We start from the raw sequence: 16,718 nt of genomic DNA on the forward strand, positions 1-16,718 counted from the left end.
GGCGATGAGAAAACAAAGCTGTCCGAATCGGCTTAGGGATCGGGCCGGTGGACAGCTTTTTTGATGCGCTCATTCGCGGCAGCTTTTGCCAATGACCTCTCTCGTTAAACAATGATCAACTCCTTCGAAAACGACGTCAACACCTCAACCCCATGATCCGTGACCGCGACGTCGTCTTCAATGCGCACGCCGCCGATGGATGGGACGTAAATGCCCGGTTCGATTGTAAACACCATGCCGGGGGCGAGCGGTTCGTTGTTGGCGCCATGAAGCGATGGGTATTCGTGGATCTCGATCCCTAAGCCGTGCCCGACGCGGTGGGTGAAATAGTCTCCGTAGCCGGCTTGTTCGATGACGTTTCGGGCGGCGCGGTCGATCTCGCCCATCGCGGTTTGCGGGCGGCAGGCGTCGATCGCCGCCTGCTGGGCGCGCCGAACGGTATCGTAAATGAGCCGCTGTTCGTCGCTTGCCGTCTGACAGACGACGGTGCGGGTAATGTCGGAGCAATACCCATCGACGATGACGCCTAAATCGAACAGCACGAAATCCCCCGGTGCGACCGCCGCCGTTCCCGGCACGCCGTGCGGATCGGCTGATTTTGCGCCCGTGAGCACGGTCGTGGGAAACGACATCCCTTCAACGCCGAGTTTTTTCAGCTCATATTCAATAACGGCGACAAGTTCGAGCTCCGTCACGCCCGGGCGGATGGCCGAGACGCCGATTTCGATCGCTTTGTCGGCAAGTTCCGCCGCCTGGCGCAACACCTTCATTTCCTGCTCATCCTTGATCAGGCGAAGCTGGCGCAGCTTTTCTTCGGCGTCGTGCCACTTGGCGTTCGGAAACAACGCCGAGAGACGCTCGAAATGGGCGAACGACAAATGGTTTTTCTCGATGGCAATCAAGCCGGGTTTTGCGCCGCGCGCTTCGAGATGGCGCCCGATCTCTTCCCATGGGTCGGTGCTGTCGTCGTAGCCGATCACCGTATACCCAAAGCCGCTCCGGCGGGCGCGCGGGACTTCCATTTGCGGACAGACGAGCGCGGGCTCGCTGTCAGGGAAGACAAGCAATGCAAGCAGCCGCTCGTGTGGATCGCAAAAAAAGCCGCTCAAATAAAAAACGTTGGCGCTTGACGTAATGAAGGCAAATGAATCATCATGATGTTGAAGCCATGATGAAAAAGCATCCAGCCGTTGGTTCATCGTTCCCTTCCTTCCTTTTTTCGTGATCGTCCATTTTGAGCGTACCAAGAAACGGGCCGTTTGTAAATGGACAGGCGGGAAAAGAAGGAAATGGATGGGCGGCGGCGAATCATGTGTAGTGGAAAGGAGAGATGTGACGATGAAAATCAGCTACCATGGCCATTCGGTCGTCCGCATTGAGACGAACGGAAAAACGATTTTGATCGACCCGTTCATCACCGGCAATACGACGACCGATTTGAACGCGGCGGATGTGAAAGCGGATGTCATTTTGTTGACGCACGGGCACGGGGATCATGTCGGCGATACGGTTGAAATCGCCAAGCGGAACAACGCCCTTGTCGTGGCCACATTTGAGCTGGCGACGTATTTAAGCTGGCAAGGCGTCGAGACGTTTGGCATGAACATCGGCGGGGCGCGCGAATTTGACTTTGGCACGGTCAAGTTCACGCAGGCGTTCCACAGCTCCGGGTTTGTGACGGACGACAAGCAAATCATTTATTTAGGCATGCCGACCGGCATTTTGTTCACGGCCGAAGGCAAAACGATCTATCATGCCGGCGATACCGGGCTGTTTTCCGACATGAAGCTGATCGGCGAGCGCCATAACATCGATGTCGCCTTTTTGCCGATTGGGGACAGCTTCACGATGGGGCCGGAAGACGCGGCGGTCGCCGCCGAGTGGCTCGGGGCGAAACTCGTCGTGCCGATCCATTACAACACGTTCCCGCCGATCACCCAAGACCCCGAGCGGTTCGTCTCGCTCCTTCCGCAGGGCGTCGGCCGCGCGTTGAAACCGGGGGAAAGCATCGAGCTGTAACAGAGGCGCCCTTCCCGCTTTGGGAAGGGCGCTTTATGATGGCCGGCGCGACCGTTGAATCCCCGCCGCCAGGCCCGTTATAATGAAAGTAACAAACGCGTAAAGGGTGAAGAACCGTTGGCGACAAAACACGAGCAAATTTTGGAATACATCCACCGGCTGCCGATCGGCGAGAAAATTTCTGTCCGGCAGATCGCCAAGGAAATGGGCGTAAGCGAAGGGACGGCGTACCGGGCGATCAAGGACGCCGAGAACAAAGGGTATGTGAGCACGATTGAACGCGTCGGCACGATCCGGATTGAGAAGAAACGGAAGGAAAACATTGAGAAGCTTACGTACGCCGAGGTTGTCAACATTGTGGACGGCCAAGTGCTTGGCGGACGTGAAGGGCTGCATAAGACGCTCAACCGTTTTGTCATCGGCGCAATGCAGCTGGAGGCGATGATGCGCTATACGGGCGCAGGGGATTTGCTTATCGTCGGCAACCGGACGAAGGCGCACGAGCTGGCGCTTCAGGCGGGGGCGGCCGTGCTCATCACCGGCGGGTTTGACACGGCCGACCACGTGAAAAAGCTCGCCGATGAGCGGCAGCTGCCGATCATTTCGACGAGCTATGACACGTTTACGGTCGCGACGATGATCAACCGGGCGATTTACGACCAGCTCATCAAAAAAGAAATTGTGTTGGTCGAGGATATTCTCATTCCGCTTGACAAAACAGCGTACTTGCGCGTCAATGATCCGATTGAGCGGTGGTATGCGTTGAACAAAGAGACGCGCCATAGCCGGTTCCCGGTCGTCGATGATGAGCTGAAAGTGCAAGGGGTTGTGACGGCAAAAGACGTGCTGGATGTTGACCGGCAGCTGCCGATCGAAAAGGTGATGACGAAGCAGCCGATTACGGTGAACGGAAAAACGTCAGTGGCGTTTGCTTCTCATATTATGGTATGGGAAGGAATTGAGCTTCTCCCGGTGGTGGATGACTATAACCGGCTGCAAGGGATCATCAGCCGCCAAGACGTGTTAAAAGCGCTGCAAATGGCGCAGCGTCAGCCGCAAGTCGGGGAGACGATCGATGATCTCATCACCGCCCAGTTTCGTGAGTCAGGCGACAAAGAAACGCTGTTTCGCTGCACGATTACGCCGCAGATGACGAACTATTTAGGGACGCTCTCGTACGGCGTGTTTACGACAATCGTCACCGAAGCAGCGGCGCGCATGCTTCGCGCGTACAAACGCGGCGATTTGGTGATGGAAAATATCACGATTTACTTCATCAAGCCGGTGCAAATCGACAGCACGGTCGACGTGCGGGCAAAGCTTTTAGAGCTCGGGCGCAAGTTCGGGAAAGTGGATGTCGAAGTGTATAACGAAGGTGATCTTGTCGGCAAAGCCATGATGATGTGCCAGCTGATCGACCGATAAACGGTAAAGGCAAAAAAAGGATGTCCACTTCCTCATTGGAACATCCTTTTCCTTTATCGTTGGCCGGCGCATACACCAAACGGCATTACCCTTGTTTTGCCGCTTCCTTTGCCTCTTCGACCGCCTGCGGCAGATAGCAGCGGTAGGCGCGGTAGCCGGCCCAAACGCTCCCGAAGCCTAAGGCGATAAAAATGGCGCAGATGATATAGGTCACGGTTGTCTGATACAAAAACAATTGGTTGATCCCGAACAAGGCAACAAACAGTCCAAGCGCCATGCTCGATTTCGCCGAGAGAAAGCGGCGTTCCATCGGACGATGGGAGCGGACGTAGCGGATTTTATAATAGACGTAAAACGAAAAGGAAAATATAATGAAAATAACCAGGGCTGGCATGGTTGGGTCCCTCCGTTGTTCATTTCTTTTTTCATTGTACATAGAAGCAGGGAAAAATGCCAGCGGTTGAATATGACAGGTGACTAAAGGGGAAGAACGAATGAAACCGGTTCATCAACAAATTCTTGATGCGATTCGTGAATTTGACACGATCATCATCCACCGCCATGTTCGCCCGGACCCGGACGCGTACGGGGCGCAAGGCGGGTTGGCGGCGTTGCTTCGGGCGTCGTTTCCGAAAAAAAGGGTGTACGCGGTCGGAACGGACGATCCGTCGCTGTCGTTTTTGCGGAACATGGATGTCATTGATGATTCTGTGTACGCGCAGGCGCTCGTGATCGTCTGCGATACAGCTAATGAGGAGCGGATTTGCGACAGCCGCTATCGGCTCGGGCGAAAGCTCATTAAAATTGACCATCACCCGAACGACACGCCGTATGGCGACATTATGTGGGTCGATACCGCCGCCAGTTCGACAAGCGAGATGATTTATGAGTTTTATTTGGCGGGGAAAGAGGAAGGGTTGACGATGACCGTTGAGGCGGCGCGTCTCATTTACGCCGGCATTGTCGGCGATACGGGCCGCTTTTTGTTTCCGCGCACAAGTGAAAAAACGTTCCGCTACGCTGGGGAGCTCATTTCGTACGGCTTTTCGCTGACGGAATTGTACGACGGATTGTATCGGACGAGCTTGCCGCTCGCCCGCTTAAGCGGTTATGTGTTGTCGAACTTTATGATCGAGGAAGGGGTGGCGGCTGTGAAAATGCCGCGGGCGCTGCTTGAGGAATACGGCGTCACCCCGCTTGAGGCGTCGCAGCTCGTCAGTTTGCTCGGCAATATTGACGGCATTGTCGCCTGGGTGTTTTTCATTGAGGAAGAACGGGAAATCCGCGTCCGCTTCCGTTCCAAAGGGCCGGTCATCAATGTGGTCGCCAAACGCTACGGCGGCGGCGGCCATCCGCTCGCAGCCGGTGCGTCCATTGCTTCTTGGGAGGAAGCGGATCGCGTGATTGAAGACGTAAAAGCGGTCTGTCGGGCTGAGCGGTGACGGAAACGGGTGGTTTTAAAAAGTTGTTGTTTCAAATGAAGCGTCATGTTGATAGGAGAAGGCGTCCCGAAGGCTTTCGGGACACCCTCTTTTCCCGCAAGACGCGCTTGTTTGGCACTCCACCGCGGCGGAATGGGGCGGCAAGGCGCGCTCTACGGAAGCGGCGTCAGTTTCACTTCGACGGCCAACAAGGTAAAGATCGTGAGTGTGTGAAGTTCAAGCCGGTATGTCTTCTCGTGGATCGTATACGTTTTGTTTTCAATTGCCCGCTCAATCAGTTCGCGGCTGTTGTACACCGTTTCGATATCTTTCGTAATCAAATGGGACAAATCTTCTTTGACGCTGTCTTCAATGCGAAACGTCGTGTATGAATCAAGTTTATATTGCTCGGCGTTGGCGAGATGGACGGAAACGTCCTGCACGGTCAGCTTTTTTTTCATTTCCTTATTGTAATGAATATAGTCTTCCTGCCAAATGCGAATTTCGTTTTGCAAATCGGCGATCTGTTCGTTGAGCTCATTGACGTGCCGCACTTGTTTTTCCTGCAAGACGCCGAAAATATACAAAAAGACAAACCAACTGATGAGCGCTCCGATCGCCGCGCCGGCAAAAAAGCGCTGCCATGACGGGTATTGGTAATACGGAGGAATTCTCATGGCGAAATGTGCTCCTGCGTCAGCCACGTGATGATCGCCACTCCGGTCTGTGCTCCGCCCATGGCGGACAAAATGAGCAAAAATTGCCGCACGATGTCTTTCGTTTCCCCTAAAAACAGCCCTCGCTCAACGACGTAAAACGTGTCAAACGTCCCGCCGATGGCGGCGACGACCGCCCAAATGCGCAAATCGCCGGCAAATCGGTACATGGCCGTCAGCGGCTGGCCGCCGCTCAAAAACGCGCCGAGCGCGCCGATGATGGCGCCGCCAAGCAGCACGCCGACGGCGATAAAATAGCTTTGAATAAACGCCGGCAAGAAGGCTGCTTTTTCGTTCATGCGTTTCCCCGCCCTTTCTTTCTCTCTTATCTATGTATATCAATAGGGTGGACGGAGTATGTAGCCGAAAGAAAAGTTTTCGCCCGTCAAGCGCACGGATGAGGGAGGGATGGTCATGATGTTCGTTCACTTGCATGTGTTGAGCGGATACAGTTTGTTTCAAAGTGCGGCGGCGGTGGAGGCGCTTGCAGCGAGGGCGAAACAGCTCGGCTATCAAGCGCTCGCGCTCACGGACCGGAATGTGTTGTATGGCGCTATTCCGTTTTACCGGGAATGCAAGCAGAACGGCATTCGCCCGATTATCGGCGTGACGGCTGATGTCGCTCTTTCTGGGGAGGAAGCGTTCCCGCTCGTGCTGTTGGCCGCCAATGAAGAGGGGTATCGCCATTTGCTTGAAATCAGCACCATGATGCAAATGGGGGAAACAAAGCATATGGAGGAAGCCGCTCTTGTGCGCTTAAGCGGCGGCATCATCGCCATCACTCCCGGAAGCGAGGGACGCGTCGAGTCGCTTGTAGCCGCCGGCGAATGGGAGCGGGCGAAAGAGGCGCTTGGCCGCTATCATCAGCTGTTTCCAGGACGGCTGTATGTCGCCGTTCAGCGCGGCGAGCAAACGCGAGCCCCATATGAAGCCGGGTTGTTGCAGCTGGCGGAGGAAACCGGCGTCCCGATCGTGGCGACGAACGACGTCCGTTACGTGGAGCGCAGCGATGCCGTGGCGTGGCGTTGCTTGCAGGCCATCGGCCGCGGCGCGCTGCTCGCTGACATTGAGGACGATAACGGCCGCTATTTGGCGGGGCCAGAGGAGATGGCGCGCCGGTTTGCGGACTTGCCGGAGGCGCTCGAGAACAGCCTGGCGATCGCCGATCAATGCGAGTTGCAGATCGAGTTTGGCGGCTGGCGGCTGCCGGCGTATCCCGTTCCGGACGGAGAGACGGCCGACAGTTATTTGCGCCGCTTATCGGAACAAGGGCTCGCCCGACGCGTGCCGTCGGCCGATGAGCGCTACTGGCGTCGGCTTTCGCATGAGCTGGATGTGATTCAGTCGCTTCATTTCAGCGACTATTTTTTGATCGTCGCCGATGTGCTCGCCTACGCCCGCCGACGCGGCATCTTAACCGGCCCGGGCCGCGGTTCGGCGGCCGGGTCGCTTGTCGCCTATGCTCTGTCGATCACCGATGTTGACCCGATCAAGTATGGGCTTTTGTTTGAACGGTTTTTAAACCCGGAGCGGGCGTCGGTGCCGGATATTGACTTGGATTTTCCTGATGGCCGGCGCGAAGAAGTGATTCGCTATGTGGCGGATAAATACGGGCGCGACCGCGTTGCGCAAATCATTACGTTCGGCACGTTCGGCGCCAAAGCGGCGCTGCGCGAGACGGCCAAAGCGCTTGGCGTCCCTGGGCGGGAGGCGGAACAGGTCGCGGCGCTGCTGCCGAGCAAACAAAGTGTGACGCTCCGCCAATGGCATGCCGAGTCCGCCGCTTTTCGGCGCGCGGTGGCAGCGGTTCCGCAAGGGAGAGAGTGGCTGGCTGTTGCGCAAAAACTGGAAGGGCTGCCGCGCCATACGTCGATCCACGCTGCTGGTGTCATCATCAGCCCGGAGCCGCTCGTTCGCTTCGTGCCGCTGCAGCCAAGCCATGGCGAATGGCCGCTGACGCAATACGCGATGGGGGCGCTTGAAGCGCTTGGATTGCTGAAAATTGATTTTCTCGGCTTGCGCACGCTCACGTTGATCGAGCAGATCGTGCGCTTGATCGAGCGGCAGACAGGAAAGCCGTTTGACATCCGCACGCTGCCGCTCAATGATGAAAAAACGTACGCGCTGCTTGGTGCTGGAGATACAAACGGCATTTTTCAGCTGGAATCAAGCGGGATGAAGCGCATTCTCGCCGAGCTGCGGCCGTCCGAGTTTGAAGATGTCGTCGCCGTCAATGCTTTGTATCGGCCGGGGCCGATGCAAATGATCCCGGTTTACATCCGGCGCAAGCGCGGCGAGGAGCCGGTCGAGTACATCCATCCCGACCTTGCGCCGATTTTGGCGCCGACATACGGGGTATTGATCTATCAGGAGCAAATTATGCAAATCGCCGCCCGGCTTGCCGGCTTTTCGCTCGGACAAGCGGACGTGCTTCGCCGGGCGGTGGCGAAAAAAGAAAAAGCGCTGCTTGCCAAGCAGCGTCAGGCGTTTGTCGCCGGCTGCGCGGCGAACGGCTATCCGAAAGAAATCGCTGAAGAATTGTATCAGCACATCGCCCGTTTCGCCGATTACGGCTTCAACCGAAGCCACGCGGTCAGCTATGCGCTGTTGTCGTATGCGATGGCGTATATGAAAGCTCATTACCCGCTTTGTTTTTATGCGGTCATGCTCACCAATGCTTCCGGCGACCGAGAAAAAGCGGCGGTGTACTATTGGGAGGCGGCGCGAAAAGGGATCAACGTCCTTTTGCCGTCGGTCAACAAAAGCGGTTTTCGCTCTTCCGTGGAGGGGAGCGCCATTCGCCTTGGGCTCGCGATGGTGAAGCAAGTCGGCTCGGCGGCGAAGCTGATTGTCGAGGAGCGGAAAGCGAACGGACCGTTTGCCGACTTCTTTGATTTCGCTGCTCGCCTGCTGCCAAAAGGGCTCGGGCGTCCGGCTCTCGAGGCGCTCATTTCCGTTGGGGCGTTTGACGAGTTCGGTGCAGATCGGGCTTCGCTTCTTGCCAGCATTGACATTGCGATCGAACATGCGCAATGGGTTCAGGCGCTCGAAGCCGGAGGGCTGTCGTTAAAACCGAAATATGCTGCCGCACATTCGTGGCCTTTGTCCGAACGGCGGCGGCGGGAAGCGGAGTTTCTTGGCTTCGCCGTCACCCCGCATCCGGCGGCGGTGTGCCGCCCGTTGCTGCAAGCGGCGGGGGCGGTGTGTGTTGCCGATGTGCAAGGTCCGTCAACTGTAGTCGGGGGAGCGGTCGTCCGCATACGGAAAACGAGAACAAAGCAGGGTGAAGAAATGGCGTTTTTCACCGTCGGCGATGAGAGCGGCGAATTGGAGGCGGTGGCGTTTCCGAACGTTTACCGCCGCGCGGCGGACATATTGAAAGAAGGACAGTTTGTATTGCTTGCCGGAACGATTGAGGTGCGCGGCGGACGGCGCCAGCTCATCATTCGCCGCGCCGAGCGCCTGCTCGTGTCAGCGCTGTATATTAGCGCAGGCCATGCGCTATCGGACGGACCGCGGCTTGCGGCGTTGAAGCAGCTGCTCGAACAACACCACGGAAGCACTCCGGTTTATTTATACGACGAAGCGAAGCGGAAGCTTCTCCGCCTGCCGGAACGGTATGCGGTTGACTTCACCGCGCCGCTTGTCGACGAATTGCTCTCTCTATTCGGTGCTGGGCGCGTCGCTGTCAAATAAGTCACCCTTTACTATTTCGCTATTTTGTTATATCGTATAACCATTAGGTGGTCAGACCAGTGGATGAAGCGAAGGAGAGGGGTCATTGTATCAAAGAGGAGAACGTGTATGCCGAGACGTTGAAACACATCCACCGCATGATGGCGGAAGACAACCTAGCCCCTGGCGACAAGCTGCCGTCGGAGCGCGAGCTGGCCGAACGGCTCGGCGTCGGGCGTTCATCGGTGCGCGAGGCGTTGCGGGCGCTTGAATTTCTCGGCTTGATTGAAACGCGGCGCGGCGAGGGGAGGTATATGCGTGAGGTCGGCAGCCACCAGCTGATCGACCTGTTGGCGATGTTTTTGTTGGAAAACGAACGGGCGAAGGCCGATTTGGCGGAAACAAAATGGCTCATCGAGCGCCTGTTGCTTGCCCTTGCGTGTCGGCGCCGGAGCGCGGAGGACGTAGACGAGTTGAAAAAAATCGTTCGTCAAAAACCGATTGATTTCGCGCGGTTTTTCGAGACGGTGGTGGAAGCGGCTGGAAATGTTTTGCTCGCCCGCATTTGGCGGGTGCTGTCGGGGTTTGCCGCTTCATTTGCGCCCGAGCCGCCCCTTGCCGACGCCGGTTATGAACAGCTGCTCGCCGCTTTGGAAAGGCAAGATCCGGCGGAGACTGTCGCCGTTTGGGAGGCGCAACGGCCTTCGCCGTTGTCGAAACGGGCCGGACATCGTTTGACAAACAATGATGTCCATTTTCGATAAAGTAGTAGAGAGGCGAAAACGCAAAGGAGGGGCTCCCTCGTGTGGAAAGACTTGTTTGTGAAAAAGAAAAAGTATGCACCGCTGCCTTCAGAACAAGCGAGGCATGAAGTGCCGGAAGGCGTGATGACGAAATGTCCGCAATGCAAGAAAATTATGTATACAAAAGAGTTGATCAAAAACTTGCGCGTTTGCCTAAGCTGCGGCTACCATCATCCGATGCCGGCGCGTGAACGGATTGCAAGCCTTCTTGATGACGGCAGCTTCCGCGAGTATGACGCCGATATGATCTCGGTCAATCCGCTCGGCTTTCCGGGCTACATCGAAAAACTGGAAGAAGACCGGCGCAAGTCAGGGCTGAACGAGGCGGTCGTCACCGGCGAAGGAGCGCTTGACGGCCATCCGCTCGTCATTGCTGTCATGGATTCATCGTTTCGCATGGGCAGCATGGGCTCGGTCGTCGGCGAAAAAATCACCCGCGCCGTCGAACGGGCGCGCGAACAGCAGATGCCGTTTCTCATTTTCACCGCTTCCGGCGGCGCCCGCATGCAGGAAGGGGTGTTGAGCCTCATGCAAATGGCGAAAACAAGCGCGGCGCTCAAACGGTTCAGCAACGACGGCGGCTTGTTCATCTCCGTCATGACCCACCCGACGACCGGCGGTGTATCGGCGAGTTTCGCCTCGCTTGGGGATTATAACTTTGCCGAGCCGGGGGCGCTCATTGGTTTTGCCGGCCGCCGCGTCATCGAGCAGACGGTGCGCGAAGAGCTGCCGGACGATTTCCAGACGGCGGAGTTTTTGCTGAAGCACGGGCAGCTTGATGCCGTCATTCACCGCCACGAGCTGAAAGAAACGCTTGCGGTCGTCTTGGATATTCATCAAAAAGGAGGGGAAGAGGGATGGTGGCGGAATTAGAATTCGAAAAGCCGCTTGTCGAGCTGCGCCGCAAAATTCAAGAGTTGAAAGAGTTCATGAAAACGGCGGATGTCGATTTATCGGCGGAAATCGAAAAGCTTGAGGCGCGCCTCGCCAAGCTGGAAAACGAGATTTATGCGAATTTGACGCCGTGGGACCGCGTGCAAATCGCCCGCCACCCGCAGCGGCCGACGACGCTCGATTACATCGAGCGGTTGTTTACGAACTTTCTTGAGTGCCACGGCGACCGCTGCTTTGGCGATGACGAGGCGATCGTCGGCGGCATCGCCAAATACGACGGACTCCCCGTGACGGTCATCGGCCACCAGCGCGGCAAAGATACGAAAGAAAACTTGCGCCGCAACTTTGGCATGCCGCATCCGGAAGGATACCGGAAGGCGTTGCGGCTCATGAAGCAGGCAGAAAAGTTTTCGCGGCCGATCATCTGCTTTATCGACACGAAAGGCGCCTACCCGGGCAAAGCGGCCGAAGAGCGCGGGCAAAGCGAGGCGATCGCCCGCAACTTGTTTGAAATGGCTGGGCTCACGGTGCCTGTCGTCTGCATCGTCATCGGAGAGGGCGGAAGCGGCGGGGCGCTTGCCCTTGGCGTCGGCAATCATATCCATATGCTGGAAAACTCGACGTACTCGGTCATCTCGCCGGAAGGGGCGGCGGCGATTTTGTGGAAAGACGCCTCATTGGCGCAGCGGGCGGCGGAAACGATGAAAATCACCGCTCATGACTTAAAGGCGCTCGGCGTCATCGATGAAATCATTCCAGAAGTCAAAGGCGGCGCTCATCGCAACGCCGACGAGCAGGCAAAAGAAATTGACCGCGTGCTGCGCCGTTCGCTCAAACAGCTGTTGGCGCTTGACGGCGAAGAGCTCGTCCGGCAACGCTATGAAAAATTTAAACAAATGGGCCAAGTGTCGTTTTTGCCGGAAACGATTCGGGCAAGATAAGGAAAAAGCTGTCTCCGTCGCGGGACAGCTTTGTTCTATCGTGAAAAAAATCCACTTTTGTAAGCCGTTTCAGCGATCGCTTCTATATTGTGTTCCGCTGTTGTTCATGGTACATTAGGGATGTTCAAGAAGACGTATGAGGTCGGACGTGTGCAATTCGATGCAAACGAGGTGGAAATGATGAAACGGATTGGTGTGTTGACAAGCGGCGGCGACTCGCCGGGCATGAATGCGGCCATTCGCGCTGTCGTCCGCAAAGCGATTTACCATGGGGTGGAAGTGTACGGAATCTACCACGGGTATGCCGGGTTGATCGCCGGCAATATCAAAAAGCTGGAAGTCGGGGACGTCGGGGACATCATCCATCGCGGCGGCACCATCCTTTATACCGCGCGCTGCCCGGAGTTTAAGACGGAAGAAGGACAGAAAAAGGGGATCGAGCAGCTGAAAAAGCACGGCATTGAAGGGCTGGTCGTCATCGGCGGCGACGGGTCGTATCAAGGGGCGAAAAAATTGACGGAGCACGGCTTCCCGTGCGTCGGCGTGCCCGGGACGATCGACAACGACATTCCAGGCACCGATTTCACGATCGGTTTTGACACCGCGCTCAATACGGTCATTGACGCCATTGACAAAATCCGCGACACGGCGACGTCGCATGAGCGGACGTACGTCGTCGAAGTGATGGGCCGCCATGCCGGCGATATTGCGCTATGGTCGGGGCTTGCCGGAGGGGCGGAGACGATTTTGATTCCGGAAGCGGACTACGACATGGACGACATCATCGCTCGCTTGAAGCGCGGCCATGAACGCGGCAAAAAACACAGCATCATCATCGTCGCCGAGGGAGTCGGCAGCGGCGTCGACTTCGGCCGGCAAATTCAAGAGGCGACCGGCTTTGAGACGCGCGTGACGGTGCTTGGCCACGTGCAGCGCGGCGGATCGCCGACGGCGTTTGACCGCGTGTTAGCGAGCCGCCTCGGCGCCCGTGCGGTCGAGCTGCTCCTTGAAGGCAAAGGCGGCCGCTGCGTTGGCATTCAAAACAACCAAATCGTTGACCATGACATTGCCGAAGCGTTGGCGAAAACACATACGGTCGATCAGCGGATGTATACATTGTCGAAAGAGCTGTCGATTTAATTCCCGAGGGGAAAGGAAGAAGAAGTGATGAAGCGGAAAACGAAAATCGTCTGTACGATCGGGCCGGCAAGCGAGAGCGTAGACAAGCTCGTGCAATTGATCGAAGCGGGGATGAACGTGGCGCGCCTCAACTTTTCGCACGGAGATCATGAGGAACACGGGCGGCGCATCGCCAACATTCGCGAGGCGGCGAGGCGGACGGGCCAAACGGTCGCCATTTTGCTCGATACGAAAGGTCCGGAAATCCGCACGCACAATATGGAGAACGGCGCCATCGAACTGAAGGAAGGGGCAAAGCTCATCATTTCGATGAGCGAAGTGCTCGGCACGCCGGAAAAAATTTCTGTCACCTATCCGGGGCTGATCGATGATGTGTCCGTTGGTTCGAAAATTTTGCTGGACGACGGGTTGATCGGCCTTGAAGTCAACGCGGTCGACAAGCAAGCTGGAGAAATTGTCACGACCGTCTTAAACAGCGGTGTGCTCAAAAACAAAAAAGGGGTCAATGTCCCCGGCGTGCGTGTCAATTTGCCGGGCATCACCGAGAAGGACCGAGCCGATATTTTATTTGGCATCCGCCAAGGCATCGACTTCATCGCCGCCTCGTTTGTGCGCCGGGCGTCTGATGTGCTCGAAATCCGCGAGCTGCTCGAGGCGAATGACGCCTTACATATCCAAATTATCGCGAAAATTGAAAATGAAGAAGGCGTCGCCAACATCGATGAAATTTTGGAAGCCGCCGATGGCCTCATGGTGGCGCGCGGCGACCTTGGCGTTGAGATTCCGGCTGAGGAAGTGCCTCTCATTCAAAAAATGCTCATTAAAAAGTGCAACATGCTTGGCAAGCCGGTCATCACAGCGACGCAAATGCTCGACTCGATGCAGCGCAATCCGCGGCCGACGCGGGCTGAGGCGAGCGATGTCGCCAACGCCATTTTTGACGGCACCGACGCCGTCATGCTTTCCGGAGAAACCGCAGCCGGCCAGTATCCGGTCGAAGCGGTAAGGACGATGCACCAAATCGCGCTCCGCACCGAGCAGGCGTTGGAGCATCGCGACATTTTGTCCCAGCGCACGAAAGAGAGCCGAACGACGATCACCGATGCCATCGGCCAATCGGTCGCCCACACGGCGCTCAATTTGGATGTCGCGGCGATCGTGACGCCGACGGTGAGCGGAAAAACGCCGCAGATGGTGGCGAAATACCGCCCGAAAGCCCCGATCATCGCGGTGACATCAAACGAAGCGGTCTCGCGGCGGCTGGCGCTCATTTGGGGTGTGTATACGAAAGAAGCACCGCATGTCAATACAACCGATGAAATGCTCGATGTGGCGGTCGACGCGGCAGTGCGCTCCGGCTTGGTGAAGCACGGCGACTTGGTCGTCATCACGGCCGGCGTGCCGGTCGGCGAAACGGGATCGACGAACTTAATGAAAGTGCACGTCATCAGCGACTTGCTTGCCAAAGGGCAAGGCATCGGCCGCAAGTCGGCATTCGGCAAGGCGGTCGTCGCCAAAACGGCGGAAGAGGCGTGCCGAAAAATGGTAGAGGGCGGCATTTTAGTCACCATCAGCACCGATGCTGATATGATTCCGGCTCTCGAAAAAGCAGCGGCGATCATTACTGAGGAAGGCGGGTTGACGAGCCATGCGGCGGTCGTCGGCTTAAGCCTTGGCATTCCGGTCGTCGTCGGGGTGGAAAATGCCACAAGCTTGTTTAAAGATGGGCAAGAGATCACGGTCGATGGCGGCTTTGGCGCCGTCTACCGCGGCCATGCGAGCGTGTTGTAACGGACGTTGCAGCAAAACAGGGTGTCCCAAAAGCAGCGGGACACCCTTTCGCATCGTCCTGTATACCCATTAAACATCTTTGTGAAACCGAAAGATTGTATTCCTATTATAGAAAGTCGAGCTTTTGAGACAGCTCCCTTCGATTACGTGGTCGGCTTGCCGATAATAAAGCGCCAAAGATCACGAAAAACATTGGCGCTATGGAGCGTGCGGATGATGACAAGCGCGACGGGGCCGGCAATCAAGCCGAGAAAGCCGAGCAGCTTGAAGCCGACGAACAAGGCGATGAGCGTGGCGAGCGGATCGAGGCCGATCGTTGAAGAAAGCACTTTCGGCTCCATGATTTGCCGTTGGACGAGGACGACGACATACAGCACGCCCAATCCGATGGCAAACGGAATGTCGCCGCTAGCCATGGTGTAAATGATCCAAGGAACAAATACAATCCCCGTTCCCAAATATGGCAAAAGATCGACGAACCCGATGATCAATGCGATCGTAATGGCGTAATCGACGCGCAAAATAAGCAAGCCGATCAACACGATGACCGTCGTAATCGAAATGAGCGTCGCCTGCGCTTTAATAAAGCCAAACAGCGCCCGCTTTAAATCAAGAAACACCGTTTTTCCGCTTGTGCGGGCTTTCGTCGGCAGCCATTGCTGCGCCATGCGCACGAGACGCCGCCAGTCTTTGCTGATGAAAAACGTCGCCAACAGCGAAAAAATAAACACGGTCGCGGCATTCGGCAGCCAGGCGAGAAGCTGCGGAATGTTTTGCAGGATGCTCTGGACAAATTCACCAACCGTCGTCCCAATTTTTTTTCCGACGGCTTGAATGTTTTGCATAATCGTATCCTGTTGGGTGGCGCTTAAACTTTTAAACATCCCGGCCAAATCTTTGTAAATCGGGATGATTTGGTCGGCGACGAACGTCTCCATGTACGTGATCAATGCTTGAAATTTTTCCGGCACGACGCGGGCTAAATATTGCGTTCCCGAAACGATTTCGGCAACAAGAAGCGTGACCAAGCCGGCGACTGCGGCAAACAACATGATGAGCGTGACGCTGACCGCGAGCCAGCGCGGCATTTTCGCTTTCCGCTCCAAAGCATCGACGAGCGGGTTGATGATCATCGCGATGAAAAAGGCGATGATGAACGGATACGTCACCGTCGCGATGTAGTACGCAGCGATGGCGCCGAGCGCGACAGCGGCGATGACAAGAAAAAAGCGCAAAAAGCGATCAACATAAACTCGGGACAATGTTTCACCTCCAACGACGTTCCATATTGATATATTACACGTTTTCTTACGGGGAAGCAAAAAGACAAGTTTCATAGGAAAGGACGGACGACCGTGAACGAACCGGTGTTGTTTTTATTGTTGTTGCTTGCGCTCGGCTTTCTTGCGAAAAACAAGTCGCTTATTGTCGCCGTCGTTGTGCTGTTGGCCATCAAACTTGTCGGCTTGGATCAAAGAGTGCTGCCGATCATTCAGTCCAAAGGGATCAACTGGGGAGTGACGGTCATTACGATCGCCGTGCTCGCTCCCATCGCTTCTGGGGAGATCGGCTTTCGGCAGCTTGTCGGCTCTCTGCAGTCGTTGTCGGCCTGGGTGGCGCTCGCATCTGGCATTTTTGTCGCCTTGATCGCCAAAAATGGAGTAACGCTCCTTGCCAATGACCCGCATATGACCGCCGCGCTTGCATTCGGCACCATCCTCGCGGTTTCGCTGTTTCATGGGGTGGCGGTTGGTCCATTGATCGGCGCTGGCATTGCCTATACGGTCATCAAAATGGTAGAATATTTTTGATCATCAGGCGGCGTGTGGGATCCTCCGTTTTGAGATGAATGGATTTCCGTTTTATTCCTGATCATCATTTCTTTTGACGTGT

General features: G+C 56.2%; 15 protein-coding genes. 10 read left to right on the forward strand and 5 right to left on the reverse strand.

From position 1 onward, the window contains the following. Window positions 1–104: 104 nt before the first annotated feature. A complete protein-coding gene (locus GC56T3_RS04075; protein ID WP_013144504.1) occupies window positions 105–1,199 on the reverse strand; it encodes a Xaa-Pro peptidase family protein in 1,095 nt (364 codons plus the stop codon). A gap of 139 nt (window positions 1,200–1,338) precedes the next feature. On the opposite strand from GC56T3_RS04075, the gene GC56T3_RS04080 reads away from it, so the two are divergent. Then, window positions 1,339–2,019, forward strand: a complete 681-nt coding sequence (locus GC56T3_RS04080) for a metal-dependent hydrolase (RefSeq protein ID WP_013524309.1) — start codon at window positions 1,339–1,341, stop codon at window positions 2,017–2,019. Window positions 2,020–2,136: 117 nt separating this feature from the next. After that, on the forward strand, window positions 2,137–3,444 hold the full coding sequence (locus GC56T3_RS04085) for a CBS domain-containing protein (RefSeq protein ID WP_013144506.1): 1,308 nt from the start codon (window positions 2,137–2,139) through the stop codon (window positions 3,442–3,444). Between the two features lie 85 nt (window positions 3,445–3,529). On the opposite strand, the gene GC56T3_RS04090 is transcribed toward GC56T3_RS04085, so the two are convergent. After that, window positions 3,530–3,838: a YtpI family protein gene (locus GC56T3_RS04090; RefSeq protein WP_013144507.1), complete on the reverse strand. Its 309-nt coding sequence runs from the start codon at window positions 3,836–3,838 to the stop codon at window positions 3,530–3,532. 100 nt (window positions 3,839–3,938) lie between these two features. Between GC56T3_RS04090 and GC56T3_RS04095 the strand changes: the two genes are divergently transcribed. Continuing rightward, window positions 3,939–4,886, forward strand: a complete 948-nt coding sequence (locus GC56T3_RS04095) for a bifunctional oligoribonuclease/PAP phosphatase NrnA (RefSeq protein ID WP_013144508.1) — start codon at window positions 3,939–3,941, stop codon at window positions 4,884–4,886. 152 nt (window positions 4,887–5,038) lie between these two features. Here the strand turns inward: GC56T3_RS04095 and ytrI are convergent, their stop codons facing one another. Then, window positions 5,039–5,542, reverse strand: coding sequence for a sporulation membrane protein YtrI (gene ytrI / locus GC56T3_RS04100; RefSeq protein WP_013144509.1), 504 nt, complete (start codon window positions 5,540–5,542; stop codon window positions 5,039–5,041). Further along, entirely contained in the window at window positions 5,539–5,880 is a 342-nt protein-coding gene (locus GC56T3_RS04105) for a YtrH family sporulation protein (RefSeq protein WP_011232219.1), read from the reverse strand. Before GC56T3_RS04105 ends, ytrI begins: the two co-directional genes overlap by 4 nt. A 115-nt stretch (window positions 5,881–5,995) precedes the next feature. Between GC56T3_RS04105 and dnaE the strand changes: the two genes are divergently transcribed. The 6 genes from dnaE (at window position 5,996) to pyk (ending at window position 14,825) form a co-directional block, all read left to right on the forward strand. Beyond that, entirely contained in the window at window positions 5,996–9,277 is a 3,282-nt protein-coding gene (gene dnaE / locus GC56T3_RS04110; RefSeq protein WP_041468226.1) for a DNA polymerase III subunit alpha, read from the forward strand. A gap of 59 nt (window positions 9,278–9,336) precedes the next feature. Beyond that, window positions 9,337–10,020 carry a FadR/GntR family transcriptional regulator gene (locus GC56T3_RS04115; protein ID WP_013144511.1) on the forward strand — a complete coding sequence of 228 codons (684 nt, stop codon included), beginning with the start codon at window positions 9,337–9,339 and terminating at the stop codon, window positions 10,018–10,020. A gap of 39 nt (window positions 10,021–10,059) precedes the next feature. After that, the gene (accD, locus tag GC56T3_RS04120) at window positions 10,060–10,932 is read left to right on the forward strand and encodes an acetyl-CoA carboxylase, carboxyltransferase subunit beta (protein ID WP_013144512.1); all 873 of its coding nucleotides are present in this window, start codon (window positions 10,060–10,062) and stop codon (window positions 10,930–10,932) included. Continuing rightward, the gene (accA, locus tag GC56T3_RS04125) at window positions 10,917–11,894 is read left to right on the forward strand and encodes an acetyl-CoA carboxylase carboxyl transferase subunit alpha (RefSeq protein WP_011232215.1); all 978 of its coding nucleotides are present in this window, start codon (window positions 10,917–10,919) and stop codon (window positions 11,892–11,894) included. The genes accD and accA overlap by 16 nt, the downstream gene beginning before the upstream one ends. A gap of 180 nt (window positions 11,895–12,074) precedes the next feature. Further along, window positions 12,075–13,034, forward strand: coding sequence for a 6-phosphofructokinase (gene pfkA / locus GC56T3_RS04130; RefSeq protein ID WP_011232214.1), 960 nt, complete (start codon window positions 12,075–12,077; stop codon window positions 13,032–13,034). 27 nt (window positions 13,035–13,061) lie between these two features. Next, the gene (gene pyk / locus GC56T3_RS04135; protein WP_013144513.1) at window positions 13,062–14,825 is read left to right on the forward strand and encodes a pyruvate kinase; all 1,764 of its coding nucleotides are present in this window, start codon (window positions 13,062–13,064) and stop codon (window positions 14,823–14,825) included. A gap of 143 nt (window positions 14,826–14,968) precedes the next feature. Here the strand turns inward: pyk and ytvI are convergent, their stop codons facing one another. After that, window positions 14,969–16,087 carry a sporulation integral membrane protein YtvI gene (gene ytvI / locus GC56T3_RS04140; protein WP_013144514.1) on the reverse strand — a complete coding sequence of 373 codons (1,119 nt, stop codon included), beginning with the start codon at window positions 16,085–16,087 and terminating at the stop codon, window positions 14,969–14,971. A gap of 93 nt (window positions 16,088–16,180) precedes the next feature. Between ytvI and GC56T3_RS04145 the strand changes: the two genes are divergently transcribed. After that, complete coding sequence (locus tag GC56T3_RS04145; protein ID WP_013144515.1) at window positions 16,181–16,636, forward strand: DUF441 domain-containing protein; 456 nt, start codon at window positions 16,181–16,183, stop codon at window positions 16,634–16,636. Window positions 16,637–16,718 lie beyond the last annotated feature (82 nt).

Origin of the sequence: Geobacillus sp. C56-T3 (assembly GCF_000092445.1) — a bacterium.
In the GTDB taxonomy this organism is placed as follows: Bacteria; Bacillota; Bacilli; order Bacillales; family Anoxybacillaceae; genus Geobacillus; species Geobacillus thermoleovorans.